Origin of the sequence: Streptomyces sp. NPDC091292 (genome assembly GCF_044757265.1) — a bacterium.
GTDB lineage: Bacteria > Actinomycetota > Actinomycetes > Streptomycetales > Streptomycetaceae > Streptomyces.
Genome location: NZ_JBIVUQ010000007.1, coordinates 370,791 through 386,512 on the forward strand (window position 1 = coordinate 370,791; position 15,722 = coordinate 386,512).

The window sequence follows — 15,722 nt, forward strand, 5'->3', positions numbered from 1 at the left end:
TTTTCGAGGAGGTGTTCGTGGGGGTGTTCGTGGGGGCGTTCAAGGCGTTCGGCACGGGAAAACGCTAGCCGCGCGCGGCCGTGGTCACATCGGGCCTTCGCCCGATGCGGGACCTAGGTCTTCGACGGGTGCTTGGTGCGGGGGCTCTTGGTACGGGGGGCCGGCGGGCGTTGCGTACGGCTGGTCCTTGTGGCCGCCCCGGGTCAGGGTCCCCAACCCCGGCCCGATCGCCCCCGCTTCGTGTCGGAGCGCTGCTTCTTCTCGCGCAGGCGCCGCTCATTGATTCCCCGGGGGATCCGGGTCGCCTTGCGGGGGCGCGGTGGCGGTGCCGTCGCCTCCGCGAGGAGCCCGGCGAGCCGTACGGCCGCCGCCTCCCGGTTCCGCCACTGCGACCGGTGCTCCGACGCCCGTACGCTCACGACCCCGTCGACCAGCCGGTCCGCGAGCCGTTCGAGCGCGCGCTCCTTCCACACCGGGGGCAGCGCGTCCGTGTTGGCCACGTCGAACCGCAGCTCCACCTGGGTGTCGCTGGTGTTGACGTGCTGTCCGCCGGGCCCGGACGAGCGCGAGAAACGCCACATCAGCTCGGCGTCCGGCAGGACCACCGAGCCGCGGATGACGTAAGGACCGGGCATGGCTCCATGGTCCCGTCCCGACGCCCTCCGCGTCACCCGCTTTTACGGGCGAACCGTCCCGGGAGGGGGCCCGGAGGGGGGGCCGGGCGAGGGAAAACGGATCGGGTAAAGAAAGTAAAGAGACCCGGAACCTCCAGGTCCCCCCTTGGCGTTCATAGGGGTGACGGTAGCTTCGTCATCAGTACGGAGCCCGCACACCCAAAGGAAAGGGACTTCCCATGGCTGTAAGCCTGTCCAAGGGCGGCAATGTCTCGCTTACCAAGGAGGCACCGGGCCTGACCGCCGTCACGGTCGGCCTCGGCTGGGACGTCCGGAGCACGACCGGTACCGACTTCGACCTCGACGCCTCGGCCATCGCGGTGAACGCCGAGGGCAAGGTCTATTCGGACGCCCACTTCATCTTCTTCAACAACAAGCAGACGCCGGACCAGACCATCGTCCACACCGGCGACAACCGCACGGGCGAGGGCGCCGGCGACGACGAGGCGATCAACGTCAACCTGGCCGGCCTCCCCGCCGACATCGACAAGATCGTCTTCCCGGTCTCCATCTACGAGGCGGAGAGCCGCAGCCAGAACTTCGGCCAGGTGCGGAATGCCTACATCCGCATCGTCAACCAGGCCGGCGGCACCGAAATCGCGCGCTACGACCTGAGCGAGGACGCCGCGACGGAGACGGCGATGGTCTTCGGCGAGCTGTACCGCAACGGTGCCGAGTGGAAGTTCCGCGCCGTCGGCCAGGGCTACGCGTCGGGCCTGGTCGGCATCGCCCAGGACTTCGGCGTCAACGTCTGATTCGACGTCTGATTCGGCGTCTGATCGAGGACGTCGGTACGTAGGTCCTGGTGGGGTGGGGCGGGGCGAGCACTCGGCCCACCCCACCGGGCACGTTCCGTGGCGGGGCGGGCGGCTGACTGGCTGACTGGCTGACTGGCTGACGGCTAGGGGCGACTCGGTCGGCCGTCCCCGTAAAGCCAACTCGCCCAGATCTCCCGCAACTCCCCTATCTTCTGTGCCTTCTGCGATTTCGGCCCGGTGCCGCCTCCCGCCACCTTCTCCACATAGGCGGTGAAGTCGGCGGTGTCCGCGTTGCCGTGGCGGTGGGTGGCGGCCCAACCCTTCAGGATCGTGCGGAAGGTGTCGTCACCGAGGGTCTGCCGGACCTTGTGCAACACCATCGCGCCCCGCTCGTAGACGGGGCTGCCGGAGATGTGTGCGGCGCTCGACGGAGTGGCGGGCGGAAAGGCCCAGACGGCTCGGCCGTTCGCGGCGTCCTCGTAGTAGTCGCCGCGGTAGAGCGCGTCGAAGGTCTGCTGCGCGCTGTCCCCTCCGTGGTCCTCCTCCCACATCCACTCGGCATACGTCGCGAACCCTTCGTTCAGCCACATGTCCCGCCATGACTTCGGGGTGACGGAGTCCCCGTACCACTGGTGGGCCATCTCGTGGACGAGGGTGCCGAGGTCGGGTGCGCCGGGGAAGACGGGCCGGTTCTGGGTCTCCAGCGCGTAGCCCGCGTCCCCTTCACGGTCGACGACGGCCCCGGTCGACGAGAACGGGTACGCCCCGAAGTTCTTCTCCTCCCACGCCACGACCTCCGGAATCCGGTCGAGGACCTTCTCACTCGCGTTCGCCTCGGCCGGGTCGACGGCCACATACACCGGCAGCTTCCGCCCGTCCGCCGACTTGATCTCGTACGTCTTCGTCTCGTACGCGCCGATCGCCACCGTCGCCACATAGCTCGCGACCGGTTCGCCCGCATGCCAGCTGAACGTCGTCCGGCCGCCCGAGGTCCGCTCGCTCCGCAACTCCCCGTTGGACACGGCCTTCAGCCCCTCCGGGACCGTGACCGTGATGTCGTACGCCGCCTTGTCGGACGGGTGGTGGTTGCCCGGGTACCAGGCCATCGAGCCGGTGGGTTCGCCCAGGCCGAGCGCCCCGTCCCCGGTCCGCAGCCAGCCCTCCTCGGAACCGTCCGGATCGGTGATCGTCACCGGCTTCCCCGCATACCGGACCGACGTACGGAACTCCGCCCCCTTACGGATGTAGTCACGCGGCCGGACCGTCATCTCCTGCCCGGCCCGCGACACCTCCGCCGCCTTCCCGTCCACCGTCACGGACCGGACGTCCATCCCCTTGAAGTCAAAGTTGAACGCACTCAACGCCTTGCCGGCCCGCGCCGTGATCACCGCCGTACCACTGAGCTGCCCGCTCTTGGGCTCATACGCCAGGCTGACCCCGTAATGAGAAACGTCGTACCCCCCATTCCCCATCCGCGAAAAATAGGGATCTCGCACCCCAGCAGCCCCGGGCGTCCCCCCACCCCCACTCCCACACCCCACAAGCCCAACCCCAAGCCCAACCCCGAGCACCACGGCGAGGGGGACGACACGGGTGCGGGTCAGTCGGGGGGTGAGGGTGCGGGTGCGGGCGCGAAGCTTGGCGGGGTGGGTGCTGATGTGACCGGCGGCGGTGGGGTGGGCCTCTGTCGGGCCGGCCTGGGTGGGGTGCGGGTCCACGGGGCGATCCTATGCGGCACCCGGTGCCGGGGCAGGGGGCCGTCGGCCCCGTGACACCATCACCCCTGTGCTCGACATCGGATACGCCCTCTCCAACCGGTTCCCCGACCCTCCGCAGACCGACTACCGCCGCGCCGACGTCCACGCGCTGCGGCACGACCTGTTCTGCGGCGACGTCTACCTCGCCGACACCAAGGCGGACCGGGAACTGTCCACAGCCTGGGGATGGGTACCCGTACTCGACTTCGCCTGGGCGCTGTGCGACATCGTGGAAACGCTCGACCAGGACCCGCGCGGCAGCCGCGCCTCGCGTCCCCAGTACGCCGAACTGGACTTCACCGAGTCCACCGACCGACTCCTCTTCGAGCGCCGCTTCGGCTGGGTGGACATCGAGGCGGAGTGGCTACCGGCGGACGAACCCCCACTGGCCTTCCCCCACACCGCACTCCGCCGCGAGGCACGTGACTTCCTGAACGACCTCCTGGCGGACCTGACCGACCTCCACGAGGGGCTGGGCGACAACCCCATCACCTGGAACCTCCAGTCCCGCTTCCCCCGCCTCCCCGACCCCACCCGATAGGTCGGCCCCGCCCGGCGGATCAGGCCGGGATCAGGTCGGGGATCAGGTCGGGGGATGAGATCGGGGATGAGATCGGGGATCCGGGTCGGGATCAGGTCGGGGGATGAGATCGGGGATCCGGGTCGGGGAATGCGACGGCAGTTTCCGCCCGGTCTCCTCGGCCCCCTCCCGCCCCCCGGTTCTGCCGAACACTCGCCACGCTGGCGAGCCACCGCTCCGGAGGGCGAACCCCGGCCGGGTGGTTCCCGCCCGGACTCGCCCCCATCCCCCGGCCGGGAACCACCCCGCCCGCCCCCGCCGAGCAGGGCCCCCTTCCCTCCACCGTCCAGCCCTCGGTGGCCAGCCACCACGGCACACCGGGAGAGCCCTCCCGCCCACGGCCCGAGGCGACCGCCCGCCCCCATCCCGAGCAGCCGCACCCCACCCGGCCACCGCCCCTGACAGACCGGGATCCCCCAGAGCTGAACCCCGCCACCACGGCACCCAACTCCCCACCGTGTGCGCGCCAGGCCACGTGCACGCCAGGCCACGTCCGCACCCCTCCGTACGCGCCCCGCCGCGTGGTCCCAGCCGATGTGACCTGGAAGCCGCGCCACGCCGGCCGCCCCCGCACCACCCCACGCCGACCGCCCCGCCAGCCGCGCCACCCCAGCCGCGAGCCGCAAGCCACCCGCCATCAGCGCCAGCCGCCCCAGGCCGCCCCCAGTCACCCGCCGCCACCGCAACCCACCCAACCGGCGCCGCCCGCCCCAACCCCAGGCCCGCCGAGGGAGAAGGCCCGGTCCTCGGCCGTCGGGCTCTAGTCCGACTCCACCCGCACCCCCAACTCCCCCGCGAACAACCCGGCCAGATCCAGCAGTTGGTGCGGAGAGATCACCGCGCCGGTCAGGCCCCGTACGCCTCGGGTGATTTCCAGGTGGGCCGCGCCGCGCAGGTCCACGTCCGTCATCTTGGCGGCGCCCAGGTCCGCCGCCTTGAGTGTGCAGTCCTGGAACTCGACCCGTTCCAGCACGGCGCCGCCGAAGTCCGGCTCGGCGAGGACGCAGGACTCGAAGACCACGTCCTTGAGCCGGGCCTGCCGCAGATTCAGATAGTCGATCTTTCCGCCACGCACCACCACCCTTTCCAGTACCGATCCGTGCAACTGCACCCCGCCCAGCCGCGCGTCGACCAGCTCGACATCCCGCAGCGTCGCCCCGGCGAGGTCCGTCCCCACTCCCCGCACCCCCGTGAGCAGCGAGTCGAGGAAGCGGGCCCGGGGCAGCCGCGTCTCATCGAGCGCGCAGCCCGTCACCGCGCAGTCCATGAAACGGGCCCCCGCCCCGTCCTGCCCCATCAGGTCGAGGTCACGGAACTCCACCCCGTCGTAATCGCCGTCCGGCTCCAACTCCCCTTTCTCGTACGCCACCAACGGCGGCAACCGCAGTTCGGGCCGCCGCGCCTTCCTCACCACCGCACCTCGCACCATGCCCTCATCCTGCACCCCACCACTGACAATCACCCTGACCAGCACAAACACCCCGCTGGAGCCTCAACGAGACCCCCGCGACCGCCCCCTCGACCCGGGCCCCGCCCCCTCGACCACCACCCCGACCCGGGCCCCACCACCGCCCCCACCACGCCCCCACCACGGCCTCGCCACCACCCCCAACCACCGCCCCACCACCACCTCCCCACCGCCCAACACCCCCCGATGTCACACTTTCGCCCCCCTGCTCCGTCGTACTCATGACAGCCCAGCAACCATGAGGGAGACCCCAGCCATGCACCGGATCACCGTCATCGGCGGCGGCCTCGCCGGACTCACCGCGGCGATCACCGCCGCCGAGGCGGGCGCCAGAGTCACCGTGCACGAGGCCCACCACACCCTGGGCGGCCGGGCCCGGACGGCCGAAGCGCCGTACCGCACGAACGAGGGCCCGCACGCCCTCTACAACGGCGGACCCCACTGGACCTGGCTCCGCCGGCGCGGCCTGCTCGGACCACTCGCCCCGATCCCGCTGCTGGAGGCGACCCGGATGCGTTTCCGGCACCGGGGAACTCTGCGCCGCACCCCTCCGTTCCCTCTGTTGAGACTGTCGCGCCACCGGTCCGAACGGGCCCCCGTCGACTCGGACTTCCGCACCTGGGCGACAGCTCTCATAGGAGAGGAGTGGGCGCTCGCCGCCGCTCGCTACTCGGCGGTCGCGCTGTTCCATCACGATCCCGGCTCCCTGTCGGCCGCGTTCGTGCAGGAGCGGTTGCGCCGCGCCATGAAACTGCCGCCGGAGGCCCACTATCCGCGCGGTGGTTGGGCGACCGTCGTCGACCGGATGGCCGCCCGCGCCTGGAATCTGGGGGTCCGGGTGGAGACGCTGTCCCGCGTCGACACCCTGCCCACGGACACCCCGGTCATCGTCGCCACGTCGCTGGAGGCCGCCCGTCGCCTCCTCCACGACCCGTCGCTGACGTGGGACAGCGGGCGCACGGCGCTGCTCGATCTGGCGCTGCGCACCCGCAAGGGAGACCCGTTCGTCGTGTCCGACCTGGACGCGCCGGGCTGGATCGAGCGGTTCACCGCCCAGGACCGCGGTCTGGCACCGCACGGGCAGCAGTTGATCCAGGGGCAGTTCCCGGTCGCCCCCGGGGAGAGCAAGGGCCAAGGTGTCGCGCGCGCCGAGGAGTTGCTCGACCTGGGCTTCCCGGGGTGGCGGGAGCGTACGGTCCGGCGCCGGGAGGCGCTGGCCCAGGGCCGTACGGGCGCGGTCGACCGGCCGGGTACGACCTGGCGGGACCGGCCGGCCGTGGACCGGGGCGACGGGGTGTTCCTGGCCGGTGACCAGGTGGCGGCGCCAGGGGTGCTGTCCGAGGTGTCGTTCACCAGCGGCATCGAGGCGGCGACGCTGGCGCTGCGGCTCAGGCCGGGGGCGGGCGGTGTCCCACGGCGGCCGGCCCGGGACACCGGCTGGTCCCACCTTGACCTCAAGCGAGCTTGAGGTACGAGAGTTCGGGTGTCAGACCGTCCATGACATCCGTCTCACGGGAGAGTCCGCCATGCATGCCATCCGTCTGCACGCCTTCGGTCCGGCCGCGAACCTGAGGTACGAGAAGACCGACGATCCGGTGCCTGGGCCGGGTCAGGTCACCATCGCCGTGGGTGCGGCGGGGGTGCATCTGTTGGATACGGCGATAAGGGAGGGGATGCAAGGACCGTTGCCGGAGCTGCCGGAGCTGCCGACGATTCCGGGCCGGGAGGTCGCGGGGACGGTGACGGCGCTCGGGGAGGGCGTGGCCGGGGAGTGGCTGGGCAAGCGGGTGGTGGCCCATCTGGGGTTCGCGCCGGGCGGGTATGCCGAACTCGCCGTGGCCGATGCCGACCGTCTGCACGAGATTCCGGGGCGGCTGGACTACGCGGAGGCGGTGGCGATGATCGGTACGGGGCGTACGGCGATGGGGATCGCGCAGTTCGCGGAGCCGACGCCCGAGGACGTCGTGGTCATTCCGGCCGCGGCGGGGGGAATCGGCACGCTGCTGACGCAGTACGCCAAGCACGCGGGCGCCGTGGTGGTGGGGCTGGCGGGCGGACCGGAGAAGGTGAGGAAGGTACGGGAGAACGGAGCGGATCTGGCGGTCGACTACAAGGAGGAGGGGTGGCCGGAGACGGTACGGGAGTTTCTGCGGGGGCTGCCGGCGAGTGCGTCCGGGGAGGGGCGTGCGGCGACGATCGTGTTCGACGGGGTCGGGGGTGAAGCGGGGCGGGACGCGGTCGATCTGCTCGGGCCCGGGGGCCACCATGTGGTGTTCGGGTGGTCGGGGCAGGGGTTGCACGACGGGGCGCCGCTGAGGTTCCCGGAGGAGTATCTCGCCGAGCGGGACATCACGTCGCAGGAGGTGCTGGGACCGGTGATGATGCGGAAGGCAGGGGGCGCCAGTCCGATACGGACCCTGGAGTTGAAGGCCCTGTCGGAGGCGAGGGCGGGCCGCCTCGTACCGGCGGTCCAGCGCTACCCCCTCTCGGAGGCGGCCACCGCGCACCGTGACCTGGAGTCCCGGGCCACCACGGGCAAGGTCGTCCTGGAGCCGTAGCCGGACATCCCGTCCCTGCGCCCCGCTCCGGGCCCCTCCAGTCCAGATGCGACCCACCCGTTTCCGTGGTGTTCTGGCTGGATGAGCATCCGCCGAACAGGTGATCCCCAGGGGCGCGGGCCCCAGGGTGTCGCCCGGGGAACGGGCGGGGGGACGGCCGAGGCAGCGGTCGAGGGGGCGCAGGGGGCCTACGAGGGGCAGGATCCCCATCGCTGGTGGGGGCTGGTGATCATCGCGCTGGCGCAGTTGATGGTCGTGCTCGACGCCACCATCGTGAACATCGCCCTCCCTTCGGCGCAGGCGGACCTCGGCATCTCCAACGGAAACCGGCAGTGGGTCATCACGGCGTACACGCTGGCCTTCGGAGGGTTGCTGCTGCTGGGGGGACGGGTCGCGGACTATGTGGGGCGCAAGCGGACGTTCGTGATCGGGTTGATCGGTTTCGCGGCGGCGTCGGGGCTGGGTGGGGCGGCGGTGAGTTCCGGGATGCTGTTCGGGGCGCGGGCGCTTCAGGGCGCGTTCGCGGCGTTGCTGGCGCCGTCGGCGCTGTCGTTGCTGACGACGTCGTTCTCGGATCCGAAGGAGCGGGCGAAGGCGTTCGGGATCTACGGTGCGATCGCGGGTGGTGGTTCGGCGATCGGGCTGATCGCGGGGGGTGTGCTGACCGAGTATCTGGACTGGCGCTGGTGTCTGTATGTGAATGTGCCGATCGCGATCATCGCGGTGTTCGGCGCGTCCGGGCTGCTGCACGACCGGCCGGGGCACGCGGAGGCGCGGCTCGATGTGCCGGGTGCGGTGCTGGGGTGCGGTGGTCTGGTCGCGATCGTGTACGGGTTCAGCGAGGCGGAGCCCCGGGGCTGGACGGATCCGCTCGTGCTGGGGCTGCTGGCGGGCGGGGTGGCGCTGCTGCTGGCGTTCGTCTGGTGGCAGACCCGTGCGACCCATCCCCTGCTGCCGCTGCACATCATCCGGGACCGCAACCGCGCGGGCTGCTTCCTGACGATGGGGATGGCGACGATCGGGCTGTTCGGCACGTTCCTGTTCATGACGTACTACCTGCAGACGGTGCTGGGGTATTCGCCGTTGAAGACGGGCATGGCGTTCCTGCCGATGACCGTGATGATCATCATCGGGTCGACGCAGGTCTCGGCGCGGCTGATGGGGCGGCTGCCGCCGCGCATGCTGATGGTGCCGGGGCTGATCCTCGCGGCGGGCGGGCTGACGATCCTGACGCAGCTCACCGTGAACGCCGAGTACGCCGCGCATGTGCTGCCCGCCGAGTTGCTGATCGGCCTGGGTATGGGCATGACCTTCATGCCGGTGATGTCGACGGCGACGCAGGGCGTGGCGCCGCGCGACTCCGGGGTCACGTCGGCGACGGTGAACACGTCGCAGCAGGTGGGCGGTTCCATCGGTACGGCGCTGCTCAACACGATCGCGACGACCACGGCGACGGCGTATGTGGCCGCGAACCTGCGGAACCCGAGCCAGGTCGACCAGATCACCCGGGCGGGCGTGGTGCACGGCTACACGGTCGCCATCTGGTGGGCGGTCGCCATCATGCTCGTCGCCGCGGTCATCGCGGGACTGATGGTCACCGTGAAGCCCCCGCCGAGGCACCCGGCGGCCCGGGAGGGATCGGTCACCGAGCCGGCGACGTGACCTCCGGCGCGCCCAGGGTGTCCGTCGATCCCGGCGTCGACCCCAGCGCGGTCAGGGCCGCGTCCGTCAGCCGGTACACCGTCCACTCGTCCTGCGGCAGGGCGCCCAGGGCGCGGTAGAAGTCGATGGAGGGCTGGTTCCAGTTGAGGACGGACCACTCCAGGCGCTCGTAGCCGCGCGCGACGCAGATCCGGGCCAGTTCGGTGAGGAGCGCCTTGCCGTGGCCGCCGCCGCGCCGGTCGGGACGTACGTACAGGTCCTCCAGGTAGATGCCGTGCACGCCGCGCCAGGTCGAGAAGTTGAGGAACCAGAGCGCGAAGCCGACCGGTTCGCCGGTCGCGTCGTCGACCGCGAGGTGCGCGTACGCGGCGGGCCGCTCCCCGAACAGCGCCTCGTGGAGCTGGGCCTCGGTCGCGCGGGCCTCGTGCTCGGCCTTCTCGTATACGGCCAGCTCACGGACCATGGCGTGGATGACGGGGACATCGGTGGGAACGGCGGTACGAATCATGGCCTCACGCTAACCCTCGCGCAGCGGATCACAGGCCGCGGGCCACGGCGTTGATGTGGCGGGTGTCGAGGTGGCGCAAGGGGGCGCCGGTCGTGGCGACGTTGATCATCGCGCGGCCGAGCTGTTCGGTGGTGGTGACGTGGTGCGGCGCCAGTCTGCGGATCAGGGGGTAGAGGGGGCGGGCCACCGCGTACAGCGCGCGGTACAGCGGGGTCTTCGATGTGATGCCGTGCAGGGGCTGGATGTAGCCGGGGCGGAAGAGGTAGGTGCTCATGGGGAGGGCGAGCAGGTGGTTCTCGGTCTCGCCCTTGACGCGGGCCCACATGGAGCGGCCCTTTTCGGTGCTGTCGGTGCCCTGCCCGGAGACGTAGACGAAGGTCAGGTTCGGGTTGGCGGCGGAGAGCGTGCGGGCCGCGGTCAGGGTGAGGTCGTGGGTGGTGCGCCGGTACGCCTCTTCCGACTGGCCGACGGAGGAGACGCCGAGGCAGAAGAAGCAGGCGTCGTAGCCGGAGAGGTCGGCGCCCGAATCGTCCGCCGATCCGAACCGTGCCATCAGCTGTGCGACGTCCGGGTCGGTGATCTCCCGCAGTTTCGGGTGGTCGACGCCGGTCGGGGTGCGCCCGATGGCAAGCACCTCGGTCACGGCGGGGTCGCGCAGACACTCCCGCAGAACGCCCTGACCGACCATGCCGGTCGCCCCGAAGATGATCGCCTTCATCCCTGTGTCCAACTCTCTTGTCGTAGGTCCCAGTCATGGGTTCCAGTCGCGGGTCCCAGTCGTGGGTTCCGGCTGGTCATGCGTAAGGCTCAGACCGGATAAGTCACGCCCGTCAGTTCCTCCGAGACCGTCCACAGGCGGCGCTGGGTCCGGGCGTCGTGGGACTTCTTGCTGGACGTGCCCGCCCTCGGGTGGCCCCGCATGTGGGTGATCCCGTCCGGACCGTAGAACTGGGCGCCGACCGCGCCCGGGTCGGTCGCGGCCCGGAGCGACGGCAGGGCGCCGTGCTCGGCGTCCTGGGCGAAGAGGGGGAGGACGACCCGCTCGAACAGCCCCCGGACCAGCGGCTTGGAGTTGCGGGCCAGTTCGGTGGCGGAGCCGCCGGGGTGTGCGGCCAGGGAGATCGTACGGGCGTCCGCCGCGGCCAGGCGGCGCTGGAGTTCGTACGCGAAGAGCAGATTGGCGAGCTTGGACTGCCCGTACGCGCCCGGCCTGCTGTAGCGGCGCTCGGACTGGAGGTCGTCGAAGTCGACGGAGGCGCCCAGGCGGTGGGCCTCGCTGCTGACGGTCACCACACGCGAGCCCGGGACGGTGAGCATGTGGTCGAGGAGCAGGCCGGTCAGGGCGTAGTGGCCGAGGTGGTTGGTGCCCAGTTGCAGTTCGAAGCCGTCCTCGGTGGTGGACCGTGGCGTCCACATCACCCCGGCGTTGTTGATCAGCAGGTCGATACGGTCGTGGCGCCCGCGCAGCTCGTCGGCCGCCGCCCGCACCGACGCGAGCGAGCCGAGGTCGAGGCGCTGCACCTCGACCGATGCGCCCGGGGTACGGGCGGCGATCCGTTCGGCGGCCCGGTCGCCCTTCTCCATGGTGCGTACCGCGAGGACGACGTGCGCGCCCCGCGAGGCGAGGGCCGCGGCGGTCTCGAAGCCGAGGCCGGTGTTGCCTCCCGTGACGACGGCGGTACGCCCGCTCTGATCCGGGATGTCGGTGGCATTCCATTTATGGCTCATGCGGCGGGTTGAGGGATTGCTCGTAGCGTTACTCATGGCTTCAATGTAGACGGTGCCAACAATGCTGTCAATGACAACATGCGGCTGATAGCCTGAGCGGCATGGCGTACCACCACGGAAATCTGCGGACCGAGCTGCTGGCCCGCGCCGAAACCGTCATCGCCACCGACGGTGTCGATGCCCTGTCCCTGCGCTCCCTGGCCCGCGACATCGGGGTGTCCCACGCGGCCCCCGGCCGTCACTTCCCGGACAAGCAGGACCTGCTCGACGCGCTCGCCGTCGAAGGCTTCGAACGGCTCGGCGCACAGCTGAAGGAGACCACCTCCGCCACCTCCGCCACCGCCACCGCCACCTCCGCCGGCGGAGAGTTCACGGACCGCCTGATCGCCACCGCCCGCGCCTACGTCCGTTTCGCCACCGACCACCCGGCGCTCCTTGAGCTGATGTACGCGCGCAAGCACCGCGAACCGAGCGCCGACCTCCGTACGGCGTCCGACGCCTGCGGTGTGATCCTGCTCGGTCTTCTCGCCGACAGCGACACGGACATCGGTGACCCCGAACGCTTCGGCGTGATCCTCCTCGCCACGCTCCAGGGCATCGCCGCCCTGACCGCCGGCGGCGCCCTGCCCCCCGCGCACCTCCCGGACGACCTCGTGACCGACGCCGTCCGACGCCTCCTGCGCGGCTCGACCACCGGTACCTGAAACGGCCCGCCCTCAGAAACCGCAGTCGGATACCGCCCTTACAACCGGCTACAACCGCCCCTCCACCAACAACTCCCCGATCCGCATCTGCATCCCCTGCACAGGCTCCCCGCCCTCGATGTCCCACAACGTGTTCTGGAGGACCCGGCCGAGCGTCCAGGCCGCCGCGCGCTGCCGGTCCAGGTCCAGGACGTCGGTCATCAGGTCGAAGCGCCACAGCACCTCGTCCTCGTCGTACCGGTTGTCCAGGGCGGGCAGTAGTTCGAAGCCCGGGTCGCCGACCAGCGGGTTCGGGTCGATCGCGAGCCAGGGTTCGCGTTCGGCGGCGAGGATGTTGTCGAAGTGCAGGTCCCAGTGGAGCAGCCGGTCGCCGGGCTCGCCCAGTACCTCGCGTACGGCCGCTCCGCAGTCCGCGACGATCCGCCGCGCCGCGAGGTCCGGCACCCGGGGCAGCGCGTCCGGCAGCCCGGTCAGCATGTCCGCCGCGATGTCCGCGAGCCGCCGCACCCCGTCGGGCCCCGGCACGGCGGTGAGCCGGGCCAGCAGAGCGGCGAGGATCCGTACGGCTTCGCGGGAGTCCTTGACGTCGGAGAGATGGCGGGACTCGTCGAGCCGTTCGAGCAGCAGGGTCGCGGTGTCCTCGTCGTGGTCGAGCAGCCGGACGATGCCCGCGCCGTCCCAGACCCGCAGGCCCAGCCACTCGTGCTCGCTCTCGCTGTCCCTGATCTGCATCTTCAGCGCGGCGGGCGTCCCGTCGGACCGGACCACCGGGAGCACCAGGGCCGCCATGCCGTTCATCGAGGGTCCGGTGACCGTCAGGTCCCACCGGTCCAGGAACTCGGCCGCCCGCGCGGGCAGCCCCTCGATGAACGCCCGGCCCGCCACCCCGTTCACCTTCGTCTGCGTGGCGGCCAGCTCACCCGGAATCTCGAAGCCAGGAATAGCGGGGGTGCCGGGGGTATCAGGGAGGTCAGGGAGGGGGGTCATCCTCCCGATCCTAGATATCCCCCGTTCCGCACCCCACCGAATAAACACCCCCGGTCCCACCCCTCCCGCACACGCCCACCCTCCGCCCGCCCCTCCTGAACATGCGCCCGCCGCCCCACCATGCGTGAATCACCCCATGGGCCCCCCGAACCCACCCCCACCCCCCACCCGCGCCAACGGCCATCAGCACGGCCACCTCCGTACGACCACCGCCACCGCCGCCAAGCGCGCCGCCCGCGCCGTCGCGGCCTACATCCGCAGCGCCCCCGGCACCTACATCTGGCTGGCGGTCCTCTTCGTGACGACCGTCGCGCTGCACCAGATGTCGCCGGACTTCGAGCAGGACTTCCTGCGGCAGCGGTCCACCAATCTGCACGAGCTGTCCAGCAACCCGGTCCGGGTCCTGTTCTCCAGCGCCCTGTGGATCGACGGGGGCCGCTGGCTCCCGTACGCCGTCCTCTACACCGTCTTCCACGCGCAGGCCGAGCGCTGGCTCGGCACACTCCGCTGGCTCACCGTCGCCCTCGCCGCGCACATCCTGGCCACCCTCATCAGCGAGGGCGCCCTGCTGTGGGCGATCCGGCACGGCATCGCGCCGGAGTCCGCCGTGAACACCCTGGACGTGGGGGTGAGCTACGCGCTCGCCGGGATCGTCGGCGTCCTGACGTACCGCATCGCGCCCCCCTGGCGGTACGTCTACCTCCTCGGCGTCCTCATCGTGTACGGCACCCCGCTCATCACCGGCCGCACCTTCACCGACCTCGGGCACTTCACCTCCGTCCTGATCGGTCTGGCCTGCTACCCGCTGACCCGGGGCCGGGGCCCGGTGTGGAATCCGCTGGTCACCCTCGCCCGCGCCAGACGCCGTATGCACCGGGTAACGTCCCGCCCATGAGCAGCAGGATCAGCGGCACGGTGAACACGGTGAACGGCGGCATATCGTTCTGGTACGCGCAGGAGGGCACCCCGGCCCCGCGCGAACCCCTCCCCGGCGACGCGAGCGCCGACGTGGTCGTCGTCGGCGGCGGCTACACCGGACTGTGGACGGCGTACTACCTGAAAAAGGCGGCGCCCTTCCTCCGTATCACCGTCCTGGAGCAGCAGTTCTGCGGCTACGGGGCCTCGGGCCGCAACGGCGGCTGGCTGTACAACGGGGTCGCGGGCCGCGACCGGTACGCCAAGCTGCACGGCAGGGAGGCCGCCGCCCGGCTCCAGCGGGCCATGAACGACACGGTCGGCGAGGTCATCCGGGTCGCGGGTGACGAGGGCATCGACGCCGACATCCACCACGGCGGTGTCCTCGAAGTCGCGCTGACGCCCGCGCAGTTGGCCCGCCTGAAGGCGTACCACGAGGCGGAGGTCGCGTACGGCGAGAAGGAGCGGGTGCTCGCCGGTGCCCGCGAGACCGCCGAACGGATCAAGGTGAGCGGAGCGGTCGGCTCCACCTGGACGCCGCACGGCGCCCGGCTGCACCCCGTGAAGCTGGTGCAGGGCCTGGCGCGGGCGGTGGAGGCGCTGGGCGTGGTGATCCACGAGTCGACGCCGGTCACGGAGATCAGGCCGAAGCACGCGGTCACCCCGTACGGCACGGTCCGCGCGCCGTACGTGCTGCGCTGCACGGAGGGCTTCACCGCCTCGCTCAAGGGGCAGCGCCGCACCTGGCTGCCGATGAACTCCTCGATGATCGCGACCGAGCCGCTGACCGACGAGCAGTGGGACTCCATCGGCTGGGCGGACCGCGAGACGCTGGGCGACATGGCGCACGCCTACATGTACGCGCAGCGCACCGCCGACGGCCGGATCGCGCTCGGCGGCCGGGGCGTCCCGTACCGCTTCGGTTCGCGCACCGACAACGACGGACGTACGCAGGCCGCGACGATCGAGGCGCTACGGGGGATTCTGACCCGGTTCTTCCCTCAGCTCGCGGGTGTCGAGGTGGCGCACGCCTGGTCGGGCGTCCTCGGCGTACCGCGCGACTGGTGCGCGACCGTCACCCTCGACCGGGCCACGGGCCTCGGCTGGGCGGGCGGGTACGTGGGGTCCGGTGTCGCGACCGCCAACCTCGCGGCGCGCACGCTGCGGGATCTCGTCCAGCGGGACTCGGGCCAGTCGGGTGCCACGGATCTGACCGCGCTTCCCTGGGTGAACCACAAGGTCCGCAAGTGGGAGCCGGAGCCGTTCCGGTGGCTGGGGGTGCACGGGATGTACGCCACGTACGGCGCCGCCGACCGACGCGAACTCGCCACGCACTCGGCGGAGTCGTCGCGGCTCGCGCGCATCGCGGACCGGGTGGCGGGCCGGTCCTGACCCGCCCCGCCCTCGCCCCGCCGCCGACGGT

General features: G+C 71.2%; 15 protein-coding genes. 8 read left to right on the forward strand and 7 right to left on the reverse strand.

Translation table 11 applies throughout. The features are described 5' to 3' along the window. Positions 1–203 precede the first annotated feature (203 nt). On the reverse strand, positions 204–635 hold the full coding sequence (gene arfB / locus ACIQNU_RS22025) for an alternative ribosome rescue aminoacyl-tRNA hydrolase ArfB (RefSeq protein ID WP_401368863.1): 432 nt from the start codon (positions 633–635) through the stop codon (positions 204–206). A gap of 218 nt (positions 636–853) precedes the next feature. On the opposite strand from arfB, the gene ACIQNU_RS22030 reads away from it, so the two are divergent. Further along, positions 854–1,429 (forward strand): TerD family protein, encoded by a 576-nt coding sequence (locus ACIQNU_RS22030; protein ID WP_401368866.1) that lies wholly within the window; start codon positions 854–856, stop codon positions 1,427–1,429. Between the two features lie 146 nt (positions 1,430–1,575). Here ACIQNU_RS22030 and ACIQNU_RS22035 read toward each other — a convergent pair whose 3' ends face one another. After that, positions 1,576–2,904: a M1 family metallopeptidase gene (locus ACIQNU_RS22035; protein WP_401368868.1), complete on the reverse strand. Its 1,329-nt coding sequence runs from the start codon at positions 2,902–2,904 to the stop codon at positions 1,576–1,578. 313 nt (positions 2,905–3,217) lie between these two features. Here ACIQNU_RS22035 and ACIQNU_RS22040 point away from each other — a divergent pair, with 313 nt between their 5' ends. Then, positions 3,218–3,730, forward strand: coding sequence for a hypothetical protein (locus ACIQNU_RS22040; RefSeq protein WP_401368871.1), 513 nt, complete (start codon positions 3,218–3,220; stop codon positions 3,728–3,730). 799 nt (positions 3,731–4,529) lie between these two features. Here the strand turns inward: ACIQNU_RS22040 and ACIQNU_RS22045 are convergent. After that, positions 4,530–5,198 (reverse strand): pentapeptide repeat-containing protein, encoded by a 669-nt coding sequence (locus tag ACIQNU_RS22045; RefSeq protein ID WP_401368874.1) that lies wholly within the window; start codon positions 5,196–5,198, stop codon positions 4,530–4,532. Positions 5,199–5,493: 295 nt separating this feature from the next. Here ACIQNU_RS22045 and ACIQNU_RS22050 point away from each other — a divergent pair, with 295 nt between their 5' ends. From ACIQNU_RS22050 to ACIQNU_RS22060, 3 genes are all read left to right on the forward strand, one after another. Beyond that, positions 5,494–6,705, forward strand: coding sequence for an NAD(P)-binding protein (locus ACIQNU_RS22050; RefSeq protein ID WP_401368876.1), 1,212 nt, complete (start codon positions 5,494–5,496; stop codon positions 6,703–6,705). Positions 6,706–6,763: 58 nt separating this feature from the next. Beyond that, positions 6,764–7,795, forward strand: coding sequence for a zinc-binding dehydrogenase (locus ACIQNU_RS22055; RefSeq protein WP_401368878.1), 1,032 nt, complete (start codon positions 6,764–6,766; stop codon positions 7,793–7,795). A gap of 249 nt (positions 7,796–8,044) precedes the next feature. Further along, entirely contained in the window at positions 8,045–9,457 is a 1,413-nt protein-coding gene (locus ACIQNU_RS22060; RefSeq protein ID WP_401369033.1) for an MFS transporter, read from the forward strand. On the opposite strand, the gene ACIQNU_RS22065 is transcribed toward ACIQNU_RS22060, so the two are convergent. The 3 genes from ACIQNU_RS22065 to ACIQNU_RS22075 form a co-directional block, all read right to left on the reverse strand. Next, complete coding sequence (locus ACIQNU_RS22065) at positions 9,438–9,965, reverse strand: GNAT family N-acetyltransferase (protein WP_401368881.1); 528 nt, start codon at positions 9,963–9,965, stop codon at positions 9,438–9,440. The two genes, ACIQNU_RS22060 and ACIQNU_RS22065, sit on opposite strands and share 20 nt — an antisense overlap. Before the next feature lie 28 nt (positions 9,966–9,993). Beyond that, positions 9,994–10,695 carry an epimerase gene (locus ACIQNU_RS22070; protein ID WP_401368884.1) on the reverse strand — a complete coding sequence of 234 codons (702 nt, stop codon included), beginning with the start codon at positions 10,693–10,695 and terminating at the stop codon, positions 9,994–9,996. A 77-nt stretch (positions 10,696–10,772) separates the two neighbouring features. Beyond that, the gene (locus tag ACIQNU_RS22075; protein WP_401369036.1) at positions 10,773–11,693 is read right to left on the reverse strand and encodes an SDR family NAD(P)-dependent oxidoreductase; all 921 of its coding nucleotides are present in this window, start codon (positions 11,691–11,693) and stop codon (positions 10,773–10,775) included. Positions 11,694–11,794: 101 nt separating this feature from the next. Here ACIQNU_RS22075 and ACIQNU_RS22080 point away from each other — a divergent pair, with 101 nt between their 5' ends. Continuing rightward, positions 11,795–12,397 carry a TetR/AcrR family transcriptional regulator gene (locus tag ACIQNU_RS22080; protein WP_401368886.1) on the forward strand — a complete coding sequence of 201 codons (603 nt, stop codon included), beginning with the start codon at positions 11,795–11,797 and terminating at the stop codon, positions 12,395–12,397. Positions 12,398–12,445: 48 nt separating this feature from the next. On the opposite strand, the gene ACIQNU_RS22085 is transcribed toward ACIQNU_RS22080, so the two are convergent. Then, on the reverse strand, positions 12,446–13,384 hold the full coding sequence (locus tag ACIQNU_RS22085; RefSeq protein ID WP_401368888.1) for an aminoglycoside phosphotransferase family protein: 939 nt from the start codon (positions 13,382–13,384) through the stop codon (positions 12,446–12,448). Positions 13,385–13,520: 136 nt separating this feature from the next. Here ACIQNU_RS22085 and ACIQNU_RS22090 point away from each other — a divergent pair, with 136 nt between their 5' ends. Both ACIQNU_RS22090 and ACIQNU_RS22095 read left to right on the forward strand, forming a co-directional pair. Beyond that, positions 13,521–14,279: a rhomboid-like protein gene (locus tag ACIQNU_RS22090; protein ID WP_401368890.1), complete on the forward strand. Its 759-nt coding sequence runs from the start codon at positions 13,521–13,523 to the stop codon at positions 14,277–14,279. Further along, a complete protein-coding gene (locus ACIQNU_RS22095) occupies positions 14,276–15,691 on the forward strand; it encodes an NAD(P)/FAD-dependent oxidoreductase (protein WP_401368893.1) in 1,416 nt (471 codons plus the stop codon). The genes ACIQNU_RS22090 and ACIQNU_RS22095 overlap by 4 nt, the downstream gene beginning before the upstream one ends. Positions 15,692–15,722: the final 31 nt, after the last annotated feature.

Coding starts and splice junctions, on each gene's coding strand:
- arfB (WP_401368863.1), bottom strand. CDS start 635: ATGCCCGGTCCTTACGTCATCCGCGGCTCGGTGGTCCTGCCGGACGCC.
- ACIQNU_RS22030 (WP_401368866.1), top strand. CDS start 854: ATGGCTGTAAGCCTGTCCAAGGGCGGCAATGTCTCGCTTACCAAGGAG.
- ACIQNU_RS22035 (WP_401368868.1), bottom strand. CDS start 2,904: ATGGGGAATGGGGGGTACGACGTTTCTCATTACGGGGTCAGCCTGGCG.
- ACIQNU_RS22045 (WP_401368874.1), bottom strand. CDS start 5,198: ATGGTGCGAGGTGCGGTGGTGAGGAAGGCGCGGCGGCCCGAACTGCGG.
- ACIQNU_RS22050 (WP_401368876.1), top strand. CDS start 5,494: ATGCACCGGATCACCGTCATCGGCGGCGGCCTCGCCGGACTCACCGCG.
- ACIQNU_RS22055 (WP_401368878.1), top strand. CDS start 6,764: ATGCATGCCATCCGTCTGCACGCCTTCGGTCCGGCCGCGAACCTGAGG.
- ACIQNU_RS22060 (WP_401369033.1), top strand. CDS start 8,045: ATGGTCGTGCTCGACGCCACCATCGTGAACATCGCCCTCCCTTCGGCG.
- ACIQNU_RS22065 (WP_401368881.1), bottom strand. CDS start 9,965: ATGATTCGTACCGCCGTTCCCACCGATGTCCCCGTCATCCACGCCATG.
- ACIQNU_RS22075 (WP_401369036.1), bottom strand. CDS start 11,693: ATGAGCCATAAATGGAATGCCACCGACATCCCGGATCAGAGCGGGCGT.
- ACIQNU_RS22080 (WP_401368886.1), top strand. CDS start 11,795: ATGGCGTACCACCACGGAAATCTGCGGACCGAGCTGCTGGCCCGCGCC.
- ACIQNU_RS22085 (WP_401368888.1), bottom strand. CDS start 13,384: ATGACCCCCCTCCCTGACCTCCCTGATACCCCCGGCACCCCCGCTATT.
- ACIQNU_RS22090 (WP_401368890.1), top strand. CDS start 13,521: ATGGGCCCCCCGAACCCACCCCCACCCCCCACCCGCGCCAACGGCCAT.
- ACIQNU_RS22095 (WP_401368893.1), top strand. CDS start 14,276: ATGAGCAGCAGGATCAGCGGCACGGTGAACACGGTGAACGGCGGCATA.